Raw genomic sequence first — 25,493 nt, 5'->3', positions numbered from 1 at the left:
AATGCGTGTTGCAATCATCGATTACGGCTCTGGCAATCTGCGCTCGGCCACCAAGGCTTTTGAGCGTGCCGCGCATGAGAGCGGTATCGCGGCGCAGATCGACCTGACGGCGGATGCCGACCGCGTGGCGACGGCTGACCGCATCGTGCTTCCCGGTGTTGGCGCCTATGCCGATTGCCGCCGCGGCCTCCATGCCGTTCCCGGCATGGTGGAAGCGCTGGAAGATGTGGTTTTGAAAAAGGCGCACCCTTTCCTTGGCATCTGTGTCGGCATGCAGCTCATGTCCGAGCGCGGGCTTGAAAAGGAAATCACGCAAGGTCTTGGCTGGATTGCCGGCGACGTGCGTGAAATGACGCCATCCGACCCGACGCTCAAAATTCCGCAGATTGGCTGGAACAGGATTCACGTGAAACATTCTCACCCGGTCTTCGACGGGATCGAGACCGGCGAGAACGGCTTGCATGCCTATTTCGTGCATTCCTATATGTTCGACGCGAAGAACAAGGCTGATGTGCTGGCTGTGACCGATTACGGCGGCGATGTCACCGCAACGGTCGGTCGCGACAATATGGTCGGAACGCAGTTCCACCCGGAAAAGAGCCAGTTGCTCGGCCTTTCGCTCATTGCCAATTTCCTGAAATGGAAGCCCTGAGATTATGATCCTATTTCCCGCCATCGATTTGAAAGACGGTCAATGCGTGCGCCTGAAGCTCGGCGACATGGATCAGGCCACCGTCTATAATGAAGACCCGGCAGCGCAGGCCAAGGCCTTCGAGGATCAGGGTTTTGAGTGGCTGCATGTGGTTGATCTCAATGGCGCTTTCGCAGGCGAAAGCGTCAACGGCAAGGCCGTTGAAGCGATCCTGAAAGCCACGAAAAATCCGGTGCAACTCGGTGGCGGCATCCGCACGCTACAGCATATCGAGAACTGGCTTTCCAAGGGGCTGCGCCGCGTCATCCTCGGCACGGTCGCCGTGCGCGATCCGGCGCTGGTGATCGAGGCCTGCAAGGAATTTCCGGGACAGGTTGCCGTTGGCATCGACGCCAAGGGCGGCAAGGTTGCTGTCGAAGGCTGGGCTGAAGCATCGGAACTGGGCGTAATCGAACTCGCGAAAAAGTTCGAGGGCGCAGGCGTTGCCGCCATTATCTATACCGATATCGACCGTGACGGCGTGCTGGCTGGCATCAACTGGGATTCGACGCTGGCGCTTGCCGAAGCTGTTTCCATCCCGGTGATCGCTTCGGGTGGTCTTGCCTCGATGGACGATATTCGCCGCCTTGCCGCACCGGATGCCGCGAAACTGGAAGGTGCGATTTCGGGACGTGCGCTTTACGATGGCCGCATCGATCCGGCGGAAGCATTATCCCTGTTGGGGGCAGCGTCGTCCGCAGCCGCACAGCGGCGAGGACGCGCAGATGAGGGAACGACGGTATGACACTCAAGGCACGCGTAATTCCTTGTCTCGATGTGAAGGACGGACGAGTCGTCAAGGGCGTCAATTTCGTCGACCTGATCGATGCGGGTGATCCGGTGGAAGCCGCCCGCGCTTATGATGCGGCGGGCGCAGACGAATTGTGCTTCCTCGACATCACGGCGTCCTCGGACAATCGCGAGACAATTTTCGATGTGGTGGCGCGAACGGCCGAACAGTGCTTCATGCCGCTCACCGTTGGCGGCGGCGTGCGGCAGGTTGCCGATATTCGCAAGCTTCTGCTGGCCGGTGCCGACAAGGTGGCCATCAACACGGCTGCGGTGAAGACCCCGGAATTCGTCGCCGAAGCTGCCGACAAGTTCGGCGATCAGTGCATCGTGGTTGCCATCGACGCCAAAAAGGTTTCGGGCGAAGGCGAAGCCGATCGCTGGGAAATCTTCACCCATGGCGGTCGCCAGGCGACCGGCATCGATGCGGTGGAGTTCGCGCAAAAGGTGGTGAGCCTCGGTGCGGGCGAAATCCTTTTGACCTCGATGGACCGCGACGGAACCAAGGCCGGTTACGATGTGGCCCTGACGCGCGCCGTGGCTGACAGCGTCCGCGTTCCGGTGATCGCTTCGGGCGGTGTCGGAAATCTCGACCACATGGTCGCGGGCATTCGCGACGGTCACGCGACGGCGGTGCTGGCCGCCTCCATCTTCCATTTTGGCACCTATACGGTTGGCGAGGCCAAGCGTTATATGGCCGAAGCGGGCATTCCAATGCGGCTTGATCCAGTCCACTAGAGCATTTCCAGCAAAAGTGCGAAGCGGTTTTGCGTCGGATAATGCGTAAAAACAGACAGATAGAGCGGTTCTAACGTTTCCATTTAAACGGGAGCCGCTCTAGAACAATATTTAGGGAAATCCGATGACCGATTTCACTCTTTCCGACCTTGAACGGATCGTCGCGGAGCGTGCCAGCGTGACGGACGGCTCGTCCTATACGGCAAGTCTGGTGGCAAAGGGGCAGTCGCGCGCGGCGAAAAAGCTGGGTGAGGAAGCCGTGGAAACGGTCATTGCCGCCATTGAAGGCAATCGCGCGGAAGTGATCACCGAAAGCGCTGATCTGCTTTATCACCTGCTTGTGGTTCTCAAGGTTGCCGACGTGCCGCTCGATGAGGTTCTTCAAGAGTTGCAACGCCGCACGGCGCAGACCGGCCTTGAGGAAAAAGCCGGTCGTCCGAAAGCCTAAATGCAAATTGGACCGGAAGCTGTTAGTGCAGAATTGGCGTTGAGGGAGAGCAGCGACAATATGTGGGAAAAAGTGGACCAGCTAACGCCGTCGCGTTACTCGCCTTACCGTTTCTTCTCGGCTGAGGAATGGGCGGGCTTCCGTGCCGATACGCCGCTTACCTTGACTTATGACGAGGTCAAGCGGCTGCGTTCGCTGGGCGACCCCATCGATCTCGACGAGGTGCGGCGCATCTATCTGTCGCTGTCGCGATTGCTGTCGGCGCATGTGGAGGCAAGCCAGCTCCTGTTCGAGCAGCGCAAGCAGTTCCTCAACATGGAGGAGTCGTTCAAGACGCCTTTCATCATCGGCATCGCCGGCTCGGTCGCGGTCGGAAAATCCACGACCGCACGTATCCTCAAAGAGCTGCTTGCCCGCTGGCCATCAAGCCCCAAGGTCGACCTCGTGACGACCGATGGTTTTCTCTATCCCAATGCGGTTCTGCGCGAGCAGAACATGATGGAGCGCAAGGGCTTTCCCGAAAGTTACGACGTCGGCGCGGTCCTGCGCTTCCTGTCGGCGATCAAGGCTGGCATGAGCCAGGTGCGCGCGCCGCTCTATTCGCACTTGAGCTACGACGTGTTGCCGGGCGAATATCAGATCGTCGACAAGCCGGATATTCTGATCTTCGAAGGCATCAACGTGCTGCAGGTGCGCGATCTGCCGGAAGACGGCAAGATGGTGCCCTTCGTGTCGGATTTCTTCGACTTCTCCATCTATATCGATGCGGAATCGGAACTGATCCACAAATGGTATATCGACCGCTTCATGCGGCTGCGGGAGACCGCCTTCGTCAATCCGGAATCCTTCTTCCATCGTTATTCGCAGCTGTCCGAAGACGCGGCGCGTTCGATCGGCGAAGGGCTGTGGAACAACATCAACCTGAAGAACCTCAAGGATAATATCCTGCCGACGCGCCCGCGCGCCGATCTGATCCTGCGCAAGGGCAGCGATCATCTGATTGAGGAAGTGGCGCTCAGGAAAATATAGGAGCCGCTATGCTGCAGGCGCTGCGTATGTATCAGGTCGATGCCTTCACCGACCGCCTGTTCGGTGGCAATCCGGCCGCCGTTCTCATTCTCGACGCGTGGCTCTCCGATGATCTCATGCAGGCCATCGCCAGTGAGAACAATCTGGCGGAAACGGCTTTTGCCTGTCGCACCGGCGACGGCTGGCACCTGCGCTGGTTCACGCCGACCACGGAAGTCGATTTCTGCGGCCATGCCACGCTGGCAACGGCGCATGTCCTTGCCGCGCATTATGGCGCCGAAGGAGAAATGGCGTTTGAAACCCGCGTCGGAACGATCCGGGTTTCCCGTTCGGCGGACGGTTACGTCCTCGACATTCCGTGTTTCGCCCCGCAGCCTCTGATGGAACTACCGACCTGCATTGCCCCGCTTTTCGACCGGCTGGACGGGAGCCGGTTCTTCCGCAATTTCGAGAACATCTTTGTCGAGCTTGCGGATGAGGCTTCCGTGCGTGCCTTTGTTCCCGATCTGGCGCAGATCGCCAAATTGGGTCCTGTCGGTCTGGTCGTCACGGCGAAAGGCACGGTGTACGATTTCGTCTCGCGCTATTTTGCGCCCGGCGCGGGCATTCCCGAAGACCCGGTCACGGGATCGATCCATGCCACGCTCGTCCCCTATTGGAGCGGCAAACTGGGAAAGAACCGGCTACACGCTTACCAGGCGTCGGAGCGTGGCGGAGAATTGCTGTGCGAACTGAAGGGCGACCGCGTTCTGCTCGCGGGCAAGGCCGTCACCTACATGGCGGCAGATATCTATCTGCCGGACAGACTCTAGGTTCTTTTGTTTTCGTTTGTCTTTTCGGGAAAACCGGGTTCCACTTTTCCCTGACAAACTCTAATCGAAAGAAACCTTTCCCCTGCCCTTCTTGATGTCGGACCGACCGGATTTGGCCTTGAGGCGACGTTCGATAGAGCCTTTTGTCGGCTTGGTTTTCTTGCGCGGCGGCGGTGGCGGTTCGGCCGCCTTGGCGACAAGCGCGATCAGCCGCTCGCGCGCGTCTTCGCGGTTGCGCTCCTGGGTGCGGAAACGATTGGCCTCGATCAGGATATCGCCGTCCTTGGTGCCCTTCTGCCCCGCTAGCTTGAACAGCCGCGACAGGATGTCTTCCGGCAGACCCGACTGTGCCGCATGAAAGCGCAGTTGCACGGCAGTGGAAACCTTGTTGACGTTCTGGCCGCCTGGACCGGAGGCACGGATAAAGCTTTCCTCCAGATCGTCTTCACGGATCGACAGGCGATTGTTGATGCGGATGATGTTCCGGTTCTCTTCCATGGCAAGGAGATATACCGCTTTGTATCCCTTATACAAAAGAAAAACCCGGCCTTTCAGCCGGGCTCTCCCTCCTCCTCAGGATGGTAAAAGCATGTCTCCAAAAAGTGGGAACCGGTTTTTGGATAAAGACATGCGTAGAAAAAGCTATTCCGCGGCGATGCGGATCGACGGAGCCGCGTCCTTGACCTCGTGATCGACATGGCTTTCGAACTTCTCGAAATTCGTGACGAACATGTCGACGAGCTTCTTGGCCTGCGCGTCATAGGCGGCCTTGTCAGCCCAGGTCGAACGCGGATCGAGGATCGATGTGTCCACGCCCGGCACTTCGACCGGAACCGCAAAGCCGAAATTCGGATCGATGCGGAATTCGGCATTGTTCAACGAACCGTCGAGCGCTGCCGCCAGAAGCGCGCGGGTTGCCTTGATCGGCATGCGCTTGCCGGTGCCATAGGCGCCACCGGTCCAGCCGGTATTGACCAGCCAGCAATCGACCTTGTGCTCGGCGATCAGCTTGCGCAGCAGGTTGCCGTATTCCGATGGATGGCGCGGCATGAACGGTGCGCCGAAGCAGGTCGAGAAGGTCGCTTCCGGTTCGGTCACGCCCTTTTCGGTACCGGCGACCTTGGCCGTGTAGCCGGACAGGAAGTGGTACATGGCCTGTGCAGGCGTCAGCTTGGCAATCGGAGGCATCACGCCGAAAGCGTCGGCGGTGAGCATGATGATGTTCTTCGGCTGGCCGCCCTTCCCCGTTTTCGACGCGTTCGGAATGAAGTCGAGCGGATAGGCGCAACGGGTGTTTTCCGTCAGCGAGCCATCGTCGAAATCCGGCTGGCGGTGTTCGTCGAGAACGACATTTTCCAGCACCGTGCCGAAACGCTGCGTGGTTGCGTAGATTTCCGGCTCCGCTTCGGCGGACAGGCGGATGGTCTTGGCATAGCAGCCGCCTTCGAAGTTGAAGATGCCATGTTCGCCCCAGCCATGCTCGTCATCGCCGATCAGCGTGCGGGTCGGATCGGCGGAAAGCGTGGTCTTGCCGGTGCCGGACAGGCCGAAGAAGACCGCGGTGTCGCCGTTCGGGCCTTCATTGGCCGAGCAGTGCATCGGCATCACGCCCTTGGCAGGCAAGATGTAGTTGAGCGCGGTGAAGACCGACTTCTTCATTTCACCGGCATAGGAGGTGCCGCCGATCAGCACGATCTTGCGGGTCAGGTCCACGGCGATCACCGTCTCGGCGCGCACGCCATAGCGTTCCGGATCGGCCTTGAAGGATGGCAGATCGATGATCGTCATTTCCGGTACATAGGAAGCCAGTGCTTCCTGCTCCGGACGGATTAGCAGATTGCGGATGAACAGCGAATGCCAGGCATATTCGGTGATGACGCGGGCATTGATCTTGTTGTCGGCGTCGGCGCCGCCGATCAGATCCTGCACGAAAAGCTCCTTGCCTTTCGCATGCTCGATGAAATCGGCATGAAGCAGGTCGAAGGCCTCCCGGCTCATCGGCTTGTTGTTGTCCCACCAGACATGCGCTTCGGTGTCGGCGTCGCGCACGACGAACTTGTCTTTTGGCGAGCGGCCCGTGTGCTGGCCGGTGCGCGCGACGAGCGCGCCTTGCGCCGACAGTTCGGCTTCGCCCCGGCGGACGGTTTCCTCATAAAGCCGGGCCGGCCCGAGATTGTAAAAGACTGCGGAGAGTTCCTTCAGTCCTGAAGTGGCAATGGAAGCGGCCGTGTTGTGAATGCCGGTCTCTCTCATGATGTCTCCGCCGTGGTTTGACAATTGATCGGTCTCATTTCGCGTCTCCAGATTGAACGCAAAACAGAGGATGGCAGTCAGAAACAGATTAATCGTGGCAATTCAAATATTTAATCGATTTAAAATTTTTGAAATTTTTTTAAATCGGTTAACCTGTGCGTTATGAGCCATTCGATTCCGGGAATGATGGACTTATCGGCATTAACCAAAGCGCGATTCGGTGGGCGGCGTTTCACGGCTTCTTCTGGCGTCGCCACATTTTGTACCTAATTTGTACTGCACAAGCAGGCGCATTATAATAGTATCGATGCGTAATCACGCGCTCGATTGGCAGTCTGCCAGTCTTTTGGCGGCTGAACGACGCCACCAGCCAGACATTCCGGCTGGCTTAGTTGAAGGAGAAAGGTTCGCATGAAGGAAGCCTCGGCAACGCAGACAATTGCGCTGGTCGACGACGACCGCAACATCCTGACCTCCGTGTCCATCGCACTGGAATCGGAAGGCTATCGGGTTGAGACCTACACCGATGGCGCATCCGCGCTGGACGGTCTGATGGCGCGTCCGCCCAATCTTGCGATCTTCGATATCAAGATGCCGCGCATGGACGGTATGGAGCTTCTGCGCCGCCTGCGCCAGAAATCCGACCTTCCCGTCATCTTTCTCACCTCCAAGGACGATGAGATCGACGAGCTTTTCGGCCTCAAGATGGGCGCGGACGATTTCATCACCAAGCCGTTCTCGCAGCGTCTTCTGGTCGAGCGCGTCAAGGCGGTTCTTCGCCGGGTCGCCGCCCGCGACGGCACGGCCAAGCCGACCGGGCAGCAGGCAAAATCGCTTGAGCGCGGCCAGCTGGTCATGGATCAGGAGCGTCACACCTGCACCTGGAAGGGCGAGCCGGTCACGCTGACGGTCACCGAATTCCTGATTCTTCATTCGCTGGCACAGCGCCCGGGCGTCGTGAAAAGCCGTGACGCCCTCATGGATGCGGCCTATGATGAGCAGGTCTATGTGGACGACCGTACGATCGACAGCCATATCAAGCGCCTGCGCAAGAAGTTCAAGGCGGTTGACGATGATTTCGAAATGATCGAAACGCTTTATGGCGTCGGCTATCGCTTCCGCGAGGCCTGATAGATAATTGCATATCGCCAGTCCGTGAGGTCTGGCGATAGCTTAATGAGAGCAGACAGAGCGACATGGTCGCAGAAACCCGGAACGACGGCCTTGTCGGCCAGAAATCGGATTTGCGCGAACGCAGGGCCCGGCGGCAGCGCTCGGTGTTCTGGCGTCGCTTCTTCGCGCCCCTGCGCAAGTTTCTCGGCCAATATCTGTTCTCAAGCCTGACGCGCCGCATCCTGTTTCTCAATCTGGCGGCGCTGGCGGTTCTTGTTTCCGGCATTCTCTATATGAATCAGTTCCGCGAGGGGCTGATCGATGCCAAGATCGAAAGCCTGCTCACACAGGGCAAGATCATCGCGGGCGCAATTTCGGCTTCCGCGACCATCGACACCAATTCGCTGATGATCGATCCGGAAAAGCTTCTGGAACTGCAGGCCGGGCAAAGCCTGACGCCCTCGCCGGATTCGCCCGACAACTGGGAATTTCCGATCAACCCGGAAAAGGTCTCTCCGCTGCTGCGCCGGCTGATTTCACCGATAAGCACGCGGGCGCGCATCTATGATCGCTATGCCAATATGCTGCTCGATTCGCGCGCACTCTATTCGCCGAGCTTCCCGTCGGCAGGGCCGGTGCTTCGCTACGACCTGCCGCCGATTGAGGAAGAGACCCCTTCCATCTGGGAGCGCGCCGGAGCGTGGATTTCGCAGTTGTTCTACGGCGGAGGCCTGCCGGTCTATCAGGAACAGCCGGGCGGTAACGGCCTCGCCTATCCGGAAATCGTCAAGGCGCTGGCCGGTTCGCCGCAAACAGCGCAGCGTCGCAATGAAAAGGGCGAGCTGGTCGTCTCCGTGGCCGTCCCGATCCAGCGTTCGCGCGCAATTTTGGGCGTGCTCCTGCTCTCCACCGAAGGCGACGATATCGACAAGATCGTGCAGGCCGAACGCATGGCGGTTTTCCGCGTGTTCGGCGTCGTGTCGCTGGTCATGGTCATCCTGTCGCTCTTCCTCGCTTCGACGATTGCAAGCCCGCTGCGCAAGCTTTCCGCTGCCGCCGACCGTGTTCGCCATGGCGTGAAAAGCCGCGTGGAAATTCCCGATTTCTCCGAACGTCAGGATGAGGTCGGCCATCTTTCCACATCCATTCGCGAGATGACCGATTCGCTCTATACCCGTATCGAGGCCATCGAGAGCTTTGCCGCCGATGTCAGCCACGAGTTGAAGAACCCCCTCACCTCGCTGCGCAGCGCCGTTGAAACCCTGCCGCTCGCCAAGACCGATGAATCGCGCAAGCGCCTGCTCGACATCATCCAGCACGACGTGCGCCGCCTGGATCGCCTGATTACCGATATTTCCGATGCGTCGCGTCTGGACGCGGAACTGGCGCGCGAACATATCGACCGTGTCGACATGAAGACGCTTCTCACCAATCTGGTCACGGCGGCGCGCGAAGTGCGCCGCAACAAGGTCGGCACCGAAATCGTCTTCGATACCGGCAAGCTTCCCGCCGGAAAGAAGGGTTTTTATGTCGCCGGTCACGATCTGCGTCTCGGTCAGGTGGTGAGCAATCTGATTGAAAATGCCCGGTCTTTCGTGCCTGACGATACGGGGCGCATCGTGGTGACGCTTGCCGGTGAAGGCAGCCGCCTGCGCGTGCTTGTCGAGGATAACGGTCCGGGCATTCCGATCGAGAATATCGAACGCATCTTCGAGCGTTTCTATACGGATCGTCCGACTTCCGAGGCTTTCGGCCAGAATTCCGGCCTCGGCCTTTCGATCAGCCGCCAGATCATCGAAGCCCATGGCGGCACGCTGACGGCAGAAAACATTGTCGACCCGGCAAGGCCCGACCAGTTCAAGGGCGCGCGTTTCATCGTCGACCTGCCTGCAAGCGCATGACGCCCGAAGAGGAAAAAAGCGGATTGCACGCGACGACGCTTCAGGTGCGTGGCCGCGGCGTCATGATCATGGGGCGCTCCGGCGCGGGCAAGACCGAGCTGGCGTTGACGCTGGTGGAAAGGGCCCTCCTTCGCGGCGAGGCCGCTTCGCTGGTCGCGGACGACCGCACATTGCTGCATGTGGAAAACGGAGGGCTGGTCGCCAGTGTTCCCGCGGCGCTTGCGGGTGGCGTGGAGATTCGCGGCGCGGGGCTTTTCAAGGTCGCTTTCGTGGAGGCGGCGCCGCTTTATCTCGTCGTCCGGCTTGTGGACCGTGACGAGGCCGAACGCTATCCAAGCGGCGAGGCCTGGGAATTCGAGGGTGTTTCGCTGCCCCTGCTGCTTTTGCCTGCTTTGTCGTCGAATGGCGATTCCAACGCACTTTCGCGGGCAATCGAGGCCAGTTTGTTCTACGAAAAATGGCCTTCGGACGAAGGCTGAAACGGGCTTCGTTACGAATCGATTAATATTTCGCGACACTGCGGCATTTTGCTTTTTTCATGGCAGCGTGGGAATTTTTCACTTGCTATCAAGATTTGCGCTGCCAAGATGCACAACTCGCCGGCGTTTTTCCGGCGTGGTTTCAGTGCCATCTGACACTCTGGCGGGGTGATGCGGCGGGCACGCGACGGGAGCTTTTATAGTATGATCGGACTCGTGCTTGTCACGCACGGAAGATTGGCCGAAGAGTTTTTGCATGCTGTCGAGCATGTAGTCGGGCCGCAGGACAATTTCGAGACCGTGTGCATCGGTGCCGAAGACGATATGGAACAGCGTCGGCGGGATATCGTTGACGCGGTCGAGCGCGCCGACAATGGCGGCGGGGTCATTATTCTGACCGATATGTTCGGCGGTACGCCGTCCAATCTCGCCATTTCCGTCATGAAGGAAGGCAAGGTCGAAGTCATCGCAGGTGTCAACCTGCCGATGCTGATCAAGCTGTCGAGCGTGCGCATCGGGGGCGACATCAAGACAGCCCTGCGCGAGGCGCAGGATGCGGGGCGCAAATATATCAACGTTGCGAGCCAGGTGCTGACAGGAAAATAATTCATGCATTCCAGCGTGCCCGTCACCGGCGAATACGAACCCGAAACTGCAATTTCCCGATCCTTCGAGATCGTCAACAAGCGCGGCCTTCACGCTCGCGCGTCGGCCAAGTTCGTGCAGCTGGTCGATGGCTATAACGCGCATGTCCGCGTCAGCAAGGACGGCATGACGGTGGGGGGCACGTCGATCATGGGCCTGATGATGCTCGCTGCATCGCCGGGCTGCTGCATCGATGTGAGCGCTTCCGGCGAACAGGCCGATGCGGTGCTCGACGCGCTCCAGGCGCTCATCGCCGATAAGTTTGGCGAAGAATGCTGAAGCACGGAACCGCTGCCGTCGGTGATCTCGATGATCCGGTGGCCGTTTTCGATGCAGGCATCGGCAGTTACGCTCTGGTCGAATTGATCCGGCGCAGCCAGCCGCAGCGCGACATCATCTATTTCGCCGACCGCGCCAGTTTTCCTTATGGCGCCAAAAGCCGCGATGAGCTGCTTTCGATCATGCGTCATACGATCCGGTATCTGACCGGCCTTGGCGCGCAAATGATCGTGCTTGCTTCCAATGCACCCTCGGTCATGGTCCTCGACACGCTGAAAAGCGAGTTTCCAGTGCCGGTTTACGGCGTGGCGCCGCCGGTTCGGGCCGCGCTCGACAAAAGCCGCAGCGGCAAGGTCGCGGTCATGGGCGTGCGCTCGATGATCGAGAGCGAAGAGCTTGCGCGCTTTGTCCGGGCCGAGGCCGACAGACCGGATGACGTTGCCTTGATCAATGCGTCTGCAATGGTGGAACTGGTGGAAAACGGCGCTTTTCTTCGGCAACCGGACGAAACTGCACAGAAGATCGCTGCATTTTGCGACGAGATTGCCGCAAGCCACCCGCTCGTCGACACGCTGACCCTCTCCAGCACCCACCTGCCATGGCTGAGATCATTCTTCGAGCAGGCGCGTCCGGGCTGGCGGTTTCTTGATCCGGCAGACGATGTGATCGCCGCGCTCCCGCAAACCACAGGCGGCGCGGGCCGCACTGTTGCCCTTGTCACGGAAAGCGAAACCTATCCCGTTTCCGGCTTTCGCCACATGCTCGAAATATTGCAGGTCGATCTTCCCCTGACGGTCATTGATCCCCTGCATGGCAAACATGCCTGATATGCACGTATAAAGATTTCTTTATATTGCGTTGTGCTTCTGGCTGCAATCTGCTAGTCAAGTCGCCAGCCGGGGCGCTTTCCCGCATGGAAAGCCGCTCCATACTGGAACGCAATTCCGGCCGCAGACTGCTTTTTCGTCGCGCTGGGACTGCCTTTGACTGGAGCACGCGATGACCGCAAGCCAAGATTTTGTCGTCAAGGACCTTAGCCTGGCCGATTGGGGCCGCAAGGAACTCGATATCGCAGAAACCGAAATGCCCGGCCTGATGGCTGCCCGCGAGGAATTCGGCAAGTCGCAGCCGCTGAAGGGCGCGCGCATTTCCGGCTCGCTGCACATGACGATCCAGACTGCTGTTCTGATCGAAACGCTGCAGGCGCTCGGCGCACAGGTCCGCTGGGCCTCCTGCAACATCTTCTCGACGCAGGATCATGCTGCCGCCGCGATTGCCGCAACCGGCACGCCGGTTTTCGCCATCAAGGGCGAAACGCTTGAAGAATACTGGACCTATACCGACAAGATCTTCCAGTGGCCGGACGGCGAACCGTCCAACATGATCCTCGACGATGGCGGCGACGCCACCATGTATATCCTCATCGGCGCGCGCGCCGAAGCGGGCGAGGACGTTCTTTCGAACCCCGGCTCGGAAGAAGAAGAAGTGCTTTTCGCGCAGATCAAGAAGCGTATGGCTGAAACGCCGGGCTTCTTCACGCGTCAGCGCGACGCCATCAAGGGCGTGACGGAGGAAACCACCACCGGCGTCAACCGTCTTTACCAGTTGCAGAAGAAGGGCCTCCTGCCCTTCCCGGCCATCAACGTCAATGACAGCGTCACCAAGTCGAAGTTCGACAACAAGTATGGCTGCAAGGAATCGCTCGTTGACGGCATTCGTCGCGGCACCGACGTCATGATGGCAGGCAAGGTTGCCGTCGTGTGCGGTTATGGCGATGTGGGCAAGGGTTCCGCCCAGTCGCTCGCCGGTGCAGGTGCTCGCGTCAAGGTGACCGAAGTCGATCCGATCTGCGCGCTTCAGGCCGCGATGGACGGCTTCGAGGTCGTGACGCTGGACGACGCCGCTTCGACCGCCGACATTATCGTGACCACGACCGGCAACAAGGACGTGATCACCATTGACCATATGCGCAAGTTCAAGGACATGGCGATCGTCGGCAATATCGGCCACTTCGACAATGAAATTCAGGTGGCTGCACTTCGCAACCTGAAATGGACCAATGTGAAGCCGCAGGTCGACCTTGTCGAGTTCCCGGACGGCAAGCGCATCATCCTGCTTTCCGAAGGCCGCCTGCTCAATCTGGGCAACGCAACGGGCCATCCGAGCTTCGTCATGTCGGCCTCGTTCACCAATCAGGTTCTGGGCCAGATCGAGCTGTTTACCCGCACCGACGCCTACAAGAATGAGGTCTATGTGCTGCCGAAGCATCTCGACGAGAAGGTCGCGCGCCTGCATCTCGACAAGCTCGGCGCCAAGCTGACTGTGCTTTCTGAGGAACAGGCCGCCTATATCGGCGTCACTCCACAGGGGCCGTTCAAGTCGGAACACTACAGGTATTAACCATACATTAAGCATTGCACTACATGTTGAGGCCGGACGGTTGACAAGCTGTCCGGTCTTTCTTTTTGCGTGCAAGATGCTTCACGTGGATTCGCCGGAAGGGTATTGTGTAGGCGAATCAAGGTGTTTGAGCGGGTGTTTGCGTTGCGCGTTTTTTGCCGTTGTGGCGGGAAGCGAGAGGACGATTCATCCCCTGAATACCTGAAAACGCGTTGACTATCGTGCACTGTGGCGGCGTGCGTATGGTCAGGCTTTGATGTGTATTGAAGTGTTTTAATACGGCCAGTCTGCCCTCGGGCGGGTTTCATGGCCGGGTGGCGGAGAAAAGGACAACATGCCAGAGTTCGGCGCAACGGGGATTTTGCGGAATGTTTCCGCAATCGTTACTGGCAGGCAATGGCGTCCTGCCGCCCATGTTGCAAAGCCGCATGCCTGGCTCTCCCTGAAAAAAGCCGTGATGAAGGCTTCCGTTTCCCTTGCAACGCTTTTCGCTGCCGTGCCTGCTTTTGCGCAAGGCGCGGAATCGGCGCGCATCGCCCTCCCCTTTGGCGGCGGCAGCGTCGGCGCTTTCGAGGTCATCCAGTTTTCCATGTTCCTCGGCGTGATGGGCGCGGCGCTTCTTTCTGCCGGCTGGCTGATCCGCGAACGGTCGCGTGTTGCGGCGGAAAACAAGGAACTGCGCTCCAAATTCGCCGACCTCAATCTGGTCGCGCAGCGCAATGAGGCCCTGCTCAACCTCAAGGATCAGCGCATCGTGGTCTGGGATGGCCACAGCACGCGCGCCGAGGTTGTCGGGTTGCTGCCGGACGAAAGTGCGGCGCCGCAGGATCGTTCGGCATTTCTGGCCTTTGGCCGCTGGCTGCGCCCGCAATCGGTTGTGGCGCTTGAACGTGCCATTGCGATGCTGCGCGAACAGGCGCGGTCTTTCGATCTCACGGTTGAAACCGTCAACGGCACCCTGCTCGACGTGCGGGGGCGCACTTCCGGCGGCTTTGCGGTGGCGCGTTTCCTGAGCCTCCAGGGCGTACAGGCGGAACGCGCGGCACTACAGGCGCAGAACCGCGAATTTTCCGAGCGTATCGAGCTCTTCCGCCGTCTTCTCGACCGGATCGACCAGCCGGTATGGGCACGCGATGCCAGCGGTCGCGTCGAATGGGTCAATGCGGCCTATGCGCGAGCGGTCGATATGGCCGACGCAAGCCAGGTGATTTCCGAAGGGCGTGAGCTGTTCGGCGCGCAGGCGCGTCAGCGTCTGGAGCGTGACCGTTTTGCCGAACCTGTCCTGCAGGAACAATTGACGGCTATCGTGCATGGTGATCGCCGCCTTTTCAACGTGACCGATGTGAGCGCGGAAACGGGTTCTGTCGGCCTCGGCTTCGACCTGACCGAAGTGCAGGCCGTGCGCGAAGAACTGAACCGCACGCTGAAGAGCCATGCCGAAACGCTGGACCAGCTTTCCACTGCCGTGGCGATTTTCGATCCCGAAATGAAGCTGCAATTCTTCAATCAGGCTTTTGCCAAGCTCTGGTCGCTCGATACGGCCTGGCTGGAATCGCAGCCGAGCAACACGCTGATCCTCGACCGCCTGCGTTCGGAAGGCAAGCTGCCCGAACAGCCGGAATGGCGCAAGTGGAAGGATTCCGTCCTTTCCGCCTATCGTGCTGTCGAGCCGCAGGAACATATGTGGCATCTGCCGGATACCCGGACCATGCGCGTCGTCGCCAATCCGCATCCGCAAGGCGGCGTCACCTGGTTCTTCGAGAACATGACCGAAAAGTTCGAGCTCGAAGGCCGTTATAACACGCTCATCAAGGTGCAGGGCGAAACGCTCGACCATCTGGCGGAAGCCGTGGCGGTGTTCGGCTCCGATGGCCGTATCCGGCTTTCCAACCCATCCTTTGCCGATCTGTGGGCGCTGCCGATGCCGCTCATCGTCGAAGGTACGCATATCTCGTCGATTGCCAGGATATGCAGCGAGCGCGGCGGCAATGGCTTGTGGGATGATTTCGTCTCCACCGTCACCGGCTTCCTCGACAAGCGCGACGGTCGCATGGGGCAGGTGGAGCTGGACGATGGCACCATTCTTTCCTTTGCCGTGGTTCCGCTGCCCAAGGGCCAGACCATGCTGACTTTCATCGACGTCACCGACACGGTGCGCGTCGAGCGGGCGCTGAAGGAAAAGAACGAGGCGCTGGAACTGGCCGACCAGATCAAGAACGATTTCGTCCAGCACGTCTCCTATGAACTGCGTTCGCCGCTGACCAACATCATCGGCTTTACCGAGCTGTTGCAGACCCCGGCTTTCGGGTCGCTCAACGAACGCCAGATCGAATATCTCGACCATATCAGCACGTCGTCATCGGTTCTGCTGACCATCGTCAACGACATTCTGGATCTTGCCACCGTCGATGCGGGCATTATGGAGCTGGAGGTTGGCGACGTTTCCGTCGTGGAGGCGATTTCGGCTGCCGCCTCGCGCGTCAGCGAGCGGATGCGCGACCACGATATCGGTCTCGATGTCGACATTGCCGCCGATGTGGATGTGTTCAAGGCCGACGCCAACCGCGTCCGTCAGGTGCTTTTCAACCTCCTGTCCAACGCTACAAATTATGCGCCGGAAGGCTCCAGCATCCGGCTGCAAGTGGCGCGTGAAGGATCGGAAATCGTCTTCGCGGTCCACGATGACGGTCCGGGCATGCCGGGTGAGGTCCTCGATACGGTTTTCAAGCGCTTCCAGTCCTATCCGAATGGCGGCCGCCGCCGCGGCGCCGGGCTTGGACTTGCCATCGTCAAGAGCTTTGTCGAACTGCATGGCGGATCGGTCGATATCGATACGGGTTCCGGTCGCGGAACAACGGTAATTTGCCGCTTTCCATCGGAAACACGCAGCTTCCGCATCGCCGCCGAATAAGATAAAGGGTGCCCATGAGCGCCTCACAATCCAGCATCACCTATTTCTTGCCCGACGAAATCGCAACGCAGCGATTTGGTGAAGATTTCGCCCTCGCGCTTCAAAAGGGCGATCTTGTCACGCTTTCCGGCGATCTGGGGGCGGGAAAATCCTCGCTTGCCCGCGCCATCATCCGGGCAATCGCCGATGATGAAGGGCTGGACGTTCCAAGCCCGACTTTCACGCTGGTGCAAAGTTACGAGGCCTTGCGGATTCCGGTCGCCCATACCGATCTCTACCGTATTTCGCACGGCGAAGAACTGGATGAGCTGGGACTGCCGGAATTTATGGAGGATGGGGTGGTTCTGGCCGAATGGCCGGAGCAGGGCGAAGGTTTTTTGCCGGAACCGTCTTTTGCCGTCACGCTGAGCCATGAAGGGGCAGGGCGGCGCATTGCCGTGTCGGGGCCTGCAGCTGCCATCAGCCGTCTGGAACGTTCGCGGGCCATTCGCGCCTTTCTGGACAGCCACGGCCGTTCCGATGCAACGCGGCGCTATTTGCAGGGCGATGCGTCCCCACGCAAGTACGAGACGATCTACACATCTGCCCATGGTGTCGAAATTCTGATGAATGCGCCGCAGATGCCCTATGATCCGCCGCTGCGCGACGGCAAATCCTATCGGCAGATTGCGCATCTGGCGGAAAACATTTTTGCCTTTGCTGCCGTTGACGGGCTTCTTGCAAGGCAGGGCTTTCGTGTGCCGCAAATGCGTGCCGCCGATCTTGATGCCGGTTTTCTCATTCTTGAAAATCTCGGCACGGAGGGCGTGCGTGCGACCTCCGGCGAACCTGTCGCGGAACGTTATGAAGCCGCCGGGCGCTTTCTAGCACATCTGCACGGTATCACCTGGCCGGATCACGCGCCGGTGCCTGGGCATCCTGACCACATCATCGCCGGTTTTGACCGCGATGCGATGATGATCGAGGTCAGCCTGATCGGCCAGTGGTATGCGCCACGCATGATGGGCAGGCAGCTCACAGACGCAGAAAAGCAAGCTTTCGAAGCGGGATGGGATCGCGTGATCGCCGATATTGCCGATGTCGAGAAGAGCCTGCTCCTGCGCGACTATCATTCGCCGAACCTGTTCTGGTTCCCGGAGGCGCAAGGCAGGGACAGAATCGGTGTCATCGATTTTCAGGATGCGATGATCGGGCCCGCAGCCTATGACGTGGCCTCGCTGGCGCTCGATGCGCGGGTGACGATTTCGCCGGAGCTGGAGCAGGCCGTGGTCGCAGCCTATTGCGACGAGCGCCGGGCGCTCGGGCATGAGTTCGATGAGAGCTTGTTCCGCAAGGCCTATGCGGCCATGGGTGCACAGCGCAATGCCAAGCTGCTGGGGCTTTTCGTGCGGCTTGACGAGCGCGATGGTAAGCCGGCTTATCTGGAGCATCTGCCGCGCATTCACGACTATCTCGGACGCGTGCTTAAAGATCCGGTCATGGCGCCTGTGGCTGCATGGTTTGAGCAATTGGGGTTGATGCAGCAGGAAGAGGCCGCGCAATGAAAATGCCTGAACTGGTAATGGTTCTTGCTGCCGGTCTTGGCAAGCGCATGCGCCCCATCACCGAAACCATTCCAAAGCCGCTGGTCAAGGTGGCGGGCAAGCCCCTGATCGACTGGGGTCTCGATGCGGCGGCACGCGCCGGTATCCGCACCGCAGTCGTCAATGTGCATTATCTGGCCGACCAGCTTGAAGAGCATCTTCGGGACCGTAACGATCTGGAGATTGTGATCTCGGATGAACGCGACATGCTGCTCGATTCCGCTGGCGGCATTGTGAAGGCGCTGCCCGTGCTCGGAACCGAGCCGTTTTTCATATTGAATGCCGATACATTCTGGGTCGGCGATGAGATGGCCCCCAACCTTACGGCGCTGGCTGAGGTCTGGGATGCGGAGCGGATGGATATTCTCCTGATGACGGCGCGTCTCGATCAGGAAACCGGCTATGAAGGCAAGGGCGATTTCGTTGCCGACGAGAAGGGACATCTGCGTCGTGCGCGTGATGTCTCCGGCGAGCCGGTGATCTATGCCGGTGCGGGAATCATCAATCCTCGCATCTTCGATGGCGCGGAGCCTGTCGTGTCCTCGCTCAACCGTTATTTCGACGAGGCGATTGCGGCGGGTCGCCTTTATGGTATGCCAATGACCGGGCACTGGCTGACCGTCGGCACGCCGGACGCTATCGGCAAGGCGGAGGCCGCACTTACCGCATTTGCATAAGGAGGTGGAGCGCATGAGCGCACGCAGACCCAGAGATGGGAAACAGCGCCTGTTTTCAATTCCTCCCGGCACATCGTTTTTGCCAGCCTTTGCCAATGCCCTTCTGGAAGGGCGGCTGGTCGAAGGTTTTCCCGGCAATCCTTCCGATCCGCTGGCACTGGCCAATGCAACCATCTACGTGCCGACGCGCCGTGCGGCGCGTGCGCTAAGATCGATTTTAGTAGATAAGAATCTAGCTAGAAGCGCTATATTGCCGACGATAAAGCCGCTCGGCGATGTGGATGAGGATGCGGCTTTCTTCAATGCCGGTTCGTCGAGTATGTTCGACATCAATCCGCCTATCGGCACGGCGGAGCGGCTTCTGCTTCTGGCGCGATTGATCCGTCCGTGGCGGGAATCGCTGCCCTCCCATGTGCGTGCCTTGTTTGGCGTTGACGATGTTTCCGTTCCGGCAACCACTGCCGATGCGATCTGGCTTGCCCGCGATCTGGCGGGGTTGATGGATCAGGTCGAAACCGACGGAGCTGCATGGAGCGAGCTTGCGAGCATTGCCCCGGAAGACCTCGCCGACTGGTGGCAGGTCACGCTCGGCTTTCTCAATATCGTCACCAATCTGTGGCCGGATATTCTGGCGGAGCGCAAGCTCTCAAACCCCGCCGCGCATCGCAACGATCTCATATGGAGTGAGGTAAAGCGGCTGCGCACCCATCCGCCCGCCGGTCCGGTTATCGTGGCGGGTTCCACGGGTTCCATACCGGCGACTGCGGAACTGATTTCCGCCATTGCCGACTTGCCGAACGGCGCGGTGGTGCTGCCGGGGCTGGACCGCGATCTCGACGATGCCGCCTGGCAGTTGCTGGCATCGGCAACCGACAATCCGTCCACCTTCGGTCATCCGCAATTCGGTTTGCGCAAGCTTCTCGATGCAATGCAGACCCTGCGCGAGGATGTGGAACATCTGGACGATATGCCAGCTTCCAAACGCCTGCGCGAGCGGGTAGTGAGCGAGGCGCTTCGCCCGGCCGAAACGACCGATGCGTGGGGCAAGCTCGATATAGAGGCTGATAGCCTGCACGCCGCCGCGCAGACGATCGACCTGATTGAAGCCGCCAACGAACGCGAAGAGGCGCTCGCCGTCGCGCTTGCCTTGCGTGATGCGATCAATGAGGAAGGCAAGACGGCGGCGCTCGTCACCGCCGACCGCAATCTGGCCCGGCGCGTGGTGGGTGAGCTTGCCCGTTTCGGCATCGATGCCGACGATTCGGGCGGTCGGCATCTGCGCGATGTCGAAACCACCACATTGCTGCGGCTGCTGGTGGAAACGGTCTTCGATCCGGGCGATCCGGTTGCCTTGCTGGCGCTGGTCAAGCATCCGCTGTTGCGGCTGGAGGCCCCCCGCATCGAACGCCGCCTTGCCGCCGAAACGCTCGAACTCATCGCCTTTCGCGGCGGCACGGGCCGCGCTTCCGTGCTTGATCTTCCGGCATTTTTCGACCGGCGGCTGGAGGAGAGCGCCAGCCAGCCGTGGCAACCGGCATGGCACGACACGGTTCCGCCGGATATGATCGCGGCTGCGCGAAATCTATGCGAAAGCCTGTCGAATGCCGTGGCGCCGCTCGCACCTTTCGTCCTCGCTGGCCGCAGGACCGAGATCGGCGAAATCGCGCGCGCCACGGTCGAGGCGCTGGAAAATCTGGCGCGCAACGAAAAGGCCAGTGTGGCGCCTTTTTATTCCGGCGAACGCGGAGAACAGCTCGCCGCCTTTTTGCGCGGTCTGGTCTCGAGTGAAGCCGGGCTTGATTTTGAAGCTTCCGAATGGCCAGCCGTGCTGGATGCCTTGATGGCGGGTGAGACGGTGAAGCCGCATCCGGGCGGTCATCCGCGCCTCTTCATCTGGGGTGCGCTGGAAGCGCGCCTGCAAACCATGGATACGGTGGTGATCGGCGGTCTCAATGAGGGAAGCTGGCCTGCCCGCACCCGCAACGATCCGTTCATGTCGCGCCCGATGAAGTCGATGATCGCGCTCGATCCGCCCGAACGGCGCACCGGCCTTGCCGCCCACGACTTCCAGATGGCGCTGGGCATGGATCATGTCGTGCTGACGCGCTCGCAGCGTTCCGACAATGCGCCGACGGTTGCCTCGCGCTGGCTGCAGCGGCTCGAAACGGTGCTGGGCGCTGATGTGACCGCCCAAATGCGCAGGCGCGGGGCGCGTTTCATCCAGTGGTCACGGGAAATCGATCAGGCACCTGACGTGCCTTTCGTCAAGCGCCCGGAGCCAGCCCCGCCTGTTGCCGCCCGTCCGAAGCATTTTTCGGTGACGGAAATCGAAACGCTGCGCCGCGATCCCTATGCGATCTTTGCGAAGAAGATACTGAAACTGCGGCCACTTGAGCCGTTGATCCGTGATCCGGCGGCGGCAGAACGTGGCACATTGTTCCACGATATTCTGGGTCATTTCACGCAAGAGGCAATCGATCCGCTGGCGCCCGATGCCGCCGAACGCCTGATGGAGCTTGGCCGCATTCTTTTTGCCGACATGGACCTGCCAACCGAAATCGAGGCCGTGTGGTGGCCGCGCTTCACGGCGCTCATTCCGGAGTTTCTGGCCTGGGAGCGCGAGCGCGCCTATAATGTCCAGACCCGCTTTGCCGAGATTTCCTCCGACAAGCGTGAGGTTGAAGGACTTGGCGTCACGCTTTCCGGCCGCGCTGACCGTATCGACCTGATGCGCGACGGGACAGCCGAAATCATCGATTACAAGACCGGCTCGACGCCATCGCCAAAACAGGCGCATGTGCTGCTGTCGCCGCAGCTGGCGCTGGAAGCCGCACTTCTGGTGCGCGGTGCGTTTCGTGAACTGGGGTCGGTCCGCGCTTCGGACCTCACCTATGTCCGTCTCAAGGCGGGCGGCGAGGTAAAGCCGGAATCCATCCTCAAGATCGGACGACCGCCATCGGAAAAAACCGCCCCGGCGCTTGGCGAGGAATCCTGGCAGCGGCTGGCGCAACTGCTGGCCGAATATCAGAAGCCGGAAAAAGGCTATCTTTCTCGTGCATTGCCGTTCCGCGAGACGGACCTGACAGGCGATTACGATCATCTGGCGCGGGTGCTGGAATGGTCTGCCGGTGGCGACGCGGGCGGGGAGGGCGAGGCATGAAGAAAAAGCTCCATATTCCCCCGGAAACATTGTTTGCGCAGGGCAGGGCCGCCGATCCGTCAGCGTCCGTCTGGGTTTCCGCCAATGCGGGTTCCGGCAAGACTCATGTTCTGACTGAACGGGTTATCCGCCTTCTGCTCGAAGGCACCGATCCATCCAAGATTCTCTGCCTCACCTACACCAAGGCGGCGGCGGCGGTGATGCAGAACCGCGTGTTCATGCGGCTTTCCGAATGGGCGGTCCTGCCCGATATCGAACTGGCCGAACGTCTGAAATCGCTGGAAGGGCGCAGGCCGGGCGATGCCCGTCTTGCCGCAGCGCGACGGCTATTCGCGCGCGCGCTGGAAACGCCGGGCGGGCTCAAAATCCAGACCATCCATGCTTTCTGCGAAGCGATCCTGCACCAGTTTCCGCTTGAGGCGAACATTGCCGGTCATTTCGAGATGATGGACGACTTGATGCAGGCCGCTCTTGTCGGTGAAGCGCGGCGCCAGTTGCTGGAGACCGCGCATGGCGGCGGTGACATGGAGCTCGCCGCTGCCTTTGCCGATGTCCTGCAGGCAGCCGGCGAGATGGGCCTGCAATCGCTGCTCGATGAAGCGGTAAGCAGGCGCAATGGCTTGCAGACCTATATCGCCGAACTGGGCGTAGCGGCGCATCGCAACGAAGCCCTGCATCGTGCTTTCCGCTTCGACCCGCAAACCAGCGAAGACGATCTTGTTGCCGATCTCTGGCCGATACCGGAATTTTCCGATGATGCGCTTGATCTCATCATGTCGATCCAGAAAGGGGCGTCGCGCGCGCAGGATTTTGCGCTGCAACTCCGGCGTTTCGACAAGGTGACGAACCAGCGCGACCGCGAATCCGTGTTGCGCGCCGCCTTCCTGAAAAGTACCGGCGAGCCCAAATCCGGTTCCTATGTCTGCTCGGCAGCGGTGAAAAAGCTTCTGCCGGATTTTGAGGAGGATTTCGACGCGGCGGCGGCGCGTGTCGAACAGGGGCTCGACCGGCTGAAGGAGTTGCGTCTGGTGCGGCTCAATCTGGCTGCGCTCACGCTGATCGACAATCTCCTGCAACGCTATCACGACCTGAAGCGCCAGCGCGGCCTGCTCGATTTCGAAGACCTCATCACCCGAACCGTGGCGCTGCTTGCCCGCAACGGGGCAGGGCAGTGGGTGCAGTACAAGCTCGATCGCGGCATCGACCATATTCTGGTCGACGAGGCGCAGGATACCAGCCCCGACCAGTGGCAGGTGATCCGCATGCTGTCGGAAGAGTTTTTCTCCGGCCTCGGCCAGCGCAATATCAGCCGCACGCTCTTTGCCGTCGGTGACGAAAAACAATCGATCTATTCGTTCCAGGGTGCGGTGCCGGAGGATTTTGCGGCGCAGGGACGTTCCGTCAGTCTGCGGGCGGAAGATGCAGAGCTGAAATTCGAGCGCGTCAGCCTCAATTTCTCGTTCCGCTCCGCACCCGATGTTTTGCAGGCGGTGGACGAGGTTTTTGCCAGACCCGAGGCCCATCGCGGCCTTGCGGGCGCAACGGTGCATGAGGCCATTCGTTCCGACGCGCCGGGCGAGGTGGAAATCTGGGATATGCTGACGCCGGAAGAGGTAGAAGAGCCGGACGACTGGCGTGAGCCGGTCGATCATCTGGCCGCCCCCGCCGTCCGGCTGGCGGATCAGATCGCGGCTACCATTCGCCACTGGCTGGATAGCGGCGAAGCTATTCCGGGCCAGAACCGGCGGATCATGCCGCGTGACATCATGGTTCTGGTGCGAAAGCGCGACCAGTTCATGCCTGCCCTGTCGCGGGCGCTGAAAAACCTGTCCGTTCCGGTGGCAGGCGCCGACCGCCTGCGGCTCACCAGCCATATCGCCATTCAGGACCTGATGGCGCTCGGGCGCTTCGTGTTGCAGCCTTCGGATGATCTTTCGCTGGCATCGGTCCTGAAAAGTCCGCTGTTCGGCTGGGATGACGACCAGCTTTTCGATCTTGCCCATCCGCGAGGTTCAAGCCTCACATTGTTCGAGCGGCTTTATCAGGTCTCGCGTGGCGATGCCGCGCTGGCCGAGGTGCACAAGACCTTGAGCCGCTGGCGCAATATGGCCGACACCATGCCGGTGTTCGAATTCTATGCACGCATATTGAGTGCGGATGGTGCGCGGCGAAAACTCCTGGCACGGTTGGGACCGGAGGCTGGCGACATTATCGATGAATTCCAGAATTATGCGCTTTCCGCTGAGCGTGCCGGTCTGCCGGGCTTGCAGGCCTTCCTAGAAACGCTGGAAGCGGCATCGCCGGAAATCAAGCGCGAACTCGATCAGGGGCGCAATGAAGTGCGCATCATGACCGTCCATGCCGCCAAGGGGCTGGAAGGGGCGGTGGTGTTTCTGGTCGATCCGGGAAGCGCTGTCTGGACCGGCAGTCGCGCGCCAAAGCTCATTCCGTTTGATTTTTCGAACGGTAATCCGCCGGTGAAAGGCTATCTCTGGCAACCCAATGCCGGATACCAGACCGGCTTCACAGCGGCTCAGATCGACAAGCTGAAGACGCGGGCCGAGGAAGAATATCGCCGCCTGCTTTATGTCGGCATGACGCGGGCCGAAGATCGGCTCATCATCTGCGGCTATCGCGGCACGCGTGAAAGCGGAGAAACATGGCATCGCCTTGTCGAAGATGCGCTGGCCACCAAGGCCGAGACATTCGTGCATCCCGTGCTGAAAGTTGCCGCAAGGCGTTATCGCAATACGCCGCGCGGAATGGTCCAGATTGCCGATCAGGATAGAGCCGAAGAGCATAAACTGCCTTCGCTGCCGCTCGACTATCTGCGCCCGATAAAGCCGGAAACCGGATTGCCGCGCCCGCTGGCGCCGTCCGGCGCGTCTGCGCTGATCGAAGCGGATGAGGAACCGCCGCTCGACACGTTTTCGCCGGTTCTGGGGCCGGGCAACGGGACGCCCGCCTTTGCGCTGCGGCGCGGCACGGCAATCCACATGCTGCTGCAATATCTGCCCGATGTGCCGCAGGCTGACCGTGCAACGCTTGCGCATGACTATCTTGACCGGATCGCCGCCGATTGGCCGGAAACCGAGCGCCAGATGGCATGGCAAAGTGTGCGGACCATTCTGGATGATCCGACATATGCGCCTGTCTTTGCCGAAGGCTCACGCGGGGAGGTGGCCATCATGGGCACGATCGAGCTTGGCGGGCGCGATCACGCGGTGTCAGGCCAGATCGACCGTATCAGCGTTGGCGAGGACCGTGTGCTGATCGTGGACTACAAGACCAATCGACCACCGCCGAAAACCATCGAAGCGGTTCCTTTCGCCTATCGGGCGCAGCTTGCGCTCTACCGGGAATTGTTGGCGCCGCTCTATCCGGGGCGGATTGTCGAAACGGCGCTTCTGTTCACCGAAGGCCCGTTTTTGATGCCCTTGCCGGATGCGATTCTGGACGAGGCGTTGCAGTCCCTGAAAGACTCTCAAGTAAAGGTGACGAACCAGAACTTGACGGATGGCAGCAGACACGCCACATGATATAGCGAATAAAGAGCGGAATGTGTTGTGAGTCTGAAAAGATGTC

Annotated in this window: 20 protein-coding genes; 18 read left to right on the top strand and 2 right to left on the bottom strand. The window is 60.1% G+C overall.

Annotated elements, in window-relative coordinates; genetic code table 11:
- Position 1: 1 nt before the first annotated feature.
- The 6 genes from hisH to AC0TNJ_RS11935 all read left to right on the top strand — a co-directional run bounded on the left by hisH (position 2) and on the right by AC0TNJ_RS11935 (position 4,507).
- Positions 2–652: an imidazole glycerol phosphate synthase subunit HisH gene (gene hisH, locus AC0TNJ_RS11960; RefSeq protein ID WP_473771264.1), complete on the top strand. Its 651-nt coding sequence runs from the start codon at positions 2–4 to the stop codon at positions 650–652.
- A gap of 4 nt (positions 653–656) precedes the next feature.
- Positions 657–1,436, top strand: a complete 780-nt coding sequence (gene hisA / locus AC0TNJ_RS11955) for a 1-(5-phosphoribosyl)-5-[(5-phosphoribosylamino)methylideneamino]imidazole-4-carboxamide isomerase (protein ID WP_473771263.1) — start codon at positions 657–659, stop codon at positions 1,434–1,436.
- Complete coding sequence (hisF, locus tag AC0TNJ_RS11950; RefSeq protein ID WP_473771262.1) at positions 1,433–2,218, top strand: imidazole glycerol phosphate synthase subunit HisF; 786 nt, start codon at positions 1,433–1,435, stop codon at positions 2,216–2,218. Before hisA ends, hisF begins: the two co-directional genes overlap by 4 nt.
- A 124-nt stretch (positions 2,219–2,342) precedes the next feature.
- The gene (locus AC0TNJ_RS11945; protein WP_122002826.1) at positions 2,343–2,666 is read left to right on the top strand and encodes a phosphoribosyl-ATP diphosphatase; all 324 of its coding nucleotides are present in this window, start codon (positions 2,343–2,345) and stop codon (positions 2,664–2,666) included.
- Between the two features lie 60 nt (positions 2,667–2,726).
- Positions 2,727–3,695 (top strand): type I pantothenate kinase, encoded by a 969-nt coding sequence (gene coaA / locus AC0TNJ_RS11940; protein WP_121981221.1) that lies wholly within the window; start codon positions 2,727–2,729, stop codon positions 3,693–3,695.
- Between the two features lie 8 nt (positions 3,696–3,703).
- Positions 3,704–4,507, top strand: coding sequence for a PhzF family phenazine biosynthesis protein (locus AC0TNJ_RS11935; RefSeq protein ID WP_473771261.1), 804 nt, complete (start codon positions 3,704–3,706; stop codon positions 4,505–4,507).
- A gap of 60 nt (positions 4,508–4,567) precedes the next feature.
- Here the strand turns inward: AC0TNJ_RS11935 and arfB are convergent, their stop codons facing one another.
- Both arfB and AC0TNJ_RS11925 read right to left on the bottom strand, forming a co-directional pair.
- Positions 4,568–5,005 (bottom strand): alternative ribosome rescue aminoacyl-tRNA hydrolase ArfB, encoded by a 438-nt coding sequence (gene arfB, locus AC0TNJ_RS11930; protein ID WP_122003109.1) that lies wholly within the window; start codon positions 5,003–5,005, stop codon positions 4,568–4,570.
- 144 nt (positions 5,006–5,149) lie between these two features.
- Complete coding sequence (locus AC0TNJ_RS11925) at positions 5,150–6,760, bottom strand: phosphoenolpyruvate carboxykinase (protein WP_473771260.1); 1,611 nt, start codon at positions 6,758–6,760, stop codon at positions 5,150–5,152.
- 411 nt (positions 6,761–7,171) lie between these two features.
- On the opposite strand from AC0TNJ_RS11925, the gene AC0TNJ_RS11920 reads away from it, so the two are divergent.
- The 12 genes from AC0TNJ_RS11920 to addA all read left to right on the top strand — a co-directional run bounded on the left by AC0TNJ_RS11920 (position 7,172) and on the right by addA (position 25,447).
- Positions 7,172–7,891 carry a response regulator transcription factor gene (locus tag AC0TNJ_RS11920; RefSeq protein WP_006468074.1) on the top strand — a complete coding sequence of 240 codons (720 nt, stop codon included), beginning with the start codon at positions 7,172–7,174 and terminating at the stop codon, positions 7,889–7,891.
- 65 nt (positions 7,892–7,956) lie between these two features.
- Positions 7,957–9,774, top strand: coding sequence for a stimulus-sensing domain-containing protein (locus AC0TNJ_RS11915; RefSeq protein ID WP_122002829.1), 1,818 nt, complete (start codon positions 7,957–7,959; stop codon positions 9,772–9,774).
- Complete coding sequence (locus AC0TNJ_RS11910) at positions 9,771–10,253, top strand: HPr kinase/phosphorylase (RefSeq protein ID WP_473771259.1); 483 nt, start codon at positions 9,771–9,773, stop codon at positions 10,251–10,253. Before AC0TNJ_RS11915 ends, AC0TNJ_RS11910 begins: the two co-directional genes overlap by 4 nt.
- Before the next feature lie 204 nt (positions 10,254–10,457).
- Entirely contained in the window at positions 10,458–10,859 is a 402-nt protein-coding gene (locus AC0TNJ_RS11905; protein ID WP_122002831.1) for a PTS sugar transporter subunit IIA, read from the top strand.
- Positions 10,860–10,862: 3 nt separating this feature from the next.
- On the top strand, positions 10,863–11,177 hold the full coding sequence (locus AC0TNJ_RS11900; protein ID WP_473768083.1) for an HPr family phosphocarrier protein: 315 nt from the start codon (positions 10,863–10,865) through the stop codon (positions 11,175–11,177).
- Positions 11,171–12,004 (top strand): glutamate racemase, encoded by an 834-nt coding sequence (locus AC0TNJ_RS11895; RefSeq protein ID WP_473771258.1) that lies wholly within the window; start codon positions 11,171–11,173, stop codon positions 12,002–12,004. Before AC0TNJ_RS11900 ends, AC0TNJ_RS11895 begins: the two co-directional genes overlap by 7 nt.
- 172 nt (positions 12,005–12,176) lie before the next feature.
- Positions 12,177–13,577: an adenosylhomocysteinase gene (gene ahcY / locus AC0TNJ_RS11890; RefSeq protein WP_122002834.1), complete on the top strand. Its 1,401-nt coding sequence runs from the start codon at positions 12,177–12,179 to the stop codon at positions 13,575–13,577.
- A gap of 457 nt (positions 13,578–14,034) precedes the next feature.
- Entirely contained in the window at positions 14,035–16,488 is a 2,454-nt protein-coding gene (locus AC0TNJ_RS11885) for a sensor histidine kinase (protein WP_473771402.1), read from the top strand.
- A gap of 14 nt (positions 16,489–16,502) precedes the next feature.
- A complete protein-coding gene (gene tsaE, locus AC0TNJ_RS11880) occupies positions 16,503–18,032 on the top strand; it encodes a tRNA (adenosine(37)-N6)-threonylcarbamoyltransferase complex ATPase subunit type 1 TsaE (RefSeq protein ID WP_473771257.1) in 1,530 nt (509 codons plus the stop codon).
- Complete coding sequence (locus AC0TNJ_RS11875) at positions 18,029–18,748, top strand: nucleotidyltransferase family protein (RefSeq protein ID WP_473771256.1); 720 nt, start codon at positions 18,029–18,031, stop codon at positions 18,746–18,748. Before tsaE ends, AC0TNJ_RS11875 begins: the two co-directional genes overlap by 4 nt.
- A gap of 13 nt (positions 18,749–18,761) precedes the next feature.
- A complete protein-coding gene (gene addB / locus AC0TNJ_RS11870) occupies positions 18,762–21,908 on the top strand; it encodes a double-strand break repair protein AddB (RefSeq protein ID WP_473771255.1) in 3,147 nt (1,048 codons plus the stop codon).
- Positions 21,905–25,447 carry a double-strand break repair helicase AddA gene (gene addA, locus AC0TNJ_RS11865; protein ID WP_473771254.1) on the top strand — a complete coding sequence of 1,181 codons (3,543 nt, stop codon included), beginning with the start codon at positions 21,905–21,907 and terminating at the stop codon, positions 25,445–25,447. Before addB ends, addA begins: the two co-directional genes overlap by 4 nt.
- Positions 25,448–25,493 lie beyond the last annotated feature (46 nt).

The organism is Ochrobactrum sp. PL_is483 (assembly GCF_055816855.1).
The sequence above is the reverse complement of the archived record's forward strand: the minus strand, read 5'-3'. Positions and strand labels throughout refer to the sequence as shown.

What these genes read in the sequence shown, in the direction of transcription:
- hisH (WP_473771264.1), top strand. Translation starts at nt 2, where the DNA reads ATGCGTGTTGCAATCATCGATTACGGCTCTGGCAATCTGCGCTCGGCC.
- hisA (WP_473771263.1), top strand. Translation starts at nt 657, where the DNA reads ATGATCCTATTTCCCGCCATCGATTTGAAAGACGGTCAATGCGTGCGC.
- hisF (WP_473771262.1), top strand. Translation starts at nt 1,433, where the DNA reads ATGACACTCAAGGCACGCGTAATTCCTTGTCTCGATGTGAAGGACGGA.
- AC0TNJ_RS11945 (WP_122002826.1), top strand. Translation starts at nt 2,343, where the DNA reads ATGACCGATTTCACTCTTTCCGACCTTGAACGGATCGTCGCGGAGCGT.
- coaA (WP_121981221.1), top strand. Translation starts at nt 2,727, where the DNA reads ATGTGGGAAAAAGTGGACCAGCTAACGCCGTCGCGTTACTCGCCTTAC.
- AC0TNJ_RS11935 (WP_473771261.1), top strand. Translation starts at nt 3,704, where the DNA reads ATGCTGCAGGCGCTGCGTATGTATCAGGTCGATGCCTTCACCGACCGC.
- arfB (WP_122003109.1), bottom strand. Translation starts at nt 5,005, where the DNA reads ATGGAAGAGAACCGGAACATCATCCGCATCAACAATCGCCTGTCGATC.
- AC0TNJ_RS11925 (WP_473771260.1), bottom strand. Translation starts at nt 6,760, where the DNA reads ATGAGAGAGACCGGCATTCACAACACGGCCGCTTCCATTGCCACTTCA.
- AC0TNJ_RS11920 (WP_006468074.1), top strand. Translation starts at nt 7,172, where the DNA reads ATGAAGGAAGCCTCGGCAACGCAGACAATTGCGCTGGTCGACGACGAC.
- AC0TNJ_RS11915 (WP_122002829.1), top strand. Translation starts at nt 7,957, where the DNA reads ATGGTCGCAGAAACCCGGAACGACGGCCTTGTCGGCCAGAAATCGGAT.
- AC0TNJ_RS11910 (WP_473771259.1), top strand. Translation starts at nt 9,771, where the DNA reads ATGACGCCCGAAGAGGAAAAAAGCGGATTGCACGCGACGACGCTTCAG.
- AC0TNJ_RS11905 (WP_122002831.1), top strand. Translation starts at nt 10,458, where the DNA reads ATGATCGGACTCGTGCTTGTCACGCACGGAAGATTGGCCGAAGAGTTT.
- AC0TNJ_RS11900 (WP_473768083.1), top strand. Translation starts at nt 10,863, where the DNA reads ATGCATTCCAGCGTGCCCGTCACCGGCGAATACGAACCCGAAACTGCA.
- AC0TNJ_RS11895 (WP_473771258.1), top strand. Translation starts at nt 11,171, where the DNA reads ATGCTGAAGCACGGAACCGCTGCCGTCGGTGATCTCGATGATCCGGTG.
- ahcY (WP_122002834.1), top strand. Translation starts at nt 12,177, where the DNA reads ATGACCGCAAGCCAAGATTTTGTCGTCAAGGACCTTAGCCTGGCCGAT.
- AC0TNJ_RS11885 (WP_473771402.1), top strand. Translation starts at nt 14,035, where the DNA reads ATGAAGGCTTCCGTTTCCCTTGCAACGCTTTTCGCTGCCGTGCCTGCT.
- tsaE (WP_473771257.1), top strand. Translation starts at nt 16,503, where the DNA reads ATGAGCGCCTCACAATCCAGCATCACCTATTTCTTGCCCGACGAAATC.
- AC0TNJ_RS11875 (WP_473771256.1), top strand. Translation starts at nt 18,029, where the DNA reads ATGAAAATGCCTGAACTGGTAATGGTTCTTGCTGCCGGTCTTGGCAAG.
- addB (WP_473771255.1), top strand. Translation starts at nt 18,762, where the DNA reads ATGAGCGCACGCAGACCCAGAGATGGGAAACAGCGCCTGTTTTCAATT.
- addA (WP_473771254.1), top strand. Translation starts at nt 21,905, where the DNA reads ATGAAGAAAAAGCTCCATATTCCCCCGGAAACATTGTTTGCGCAGGGC.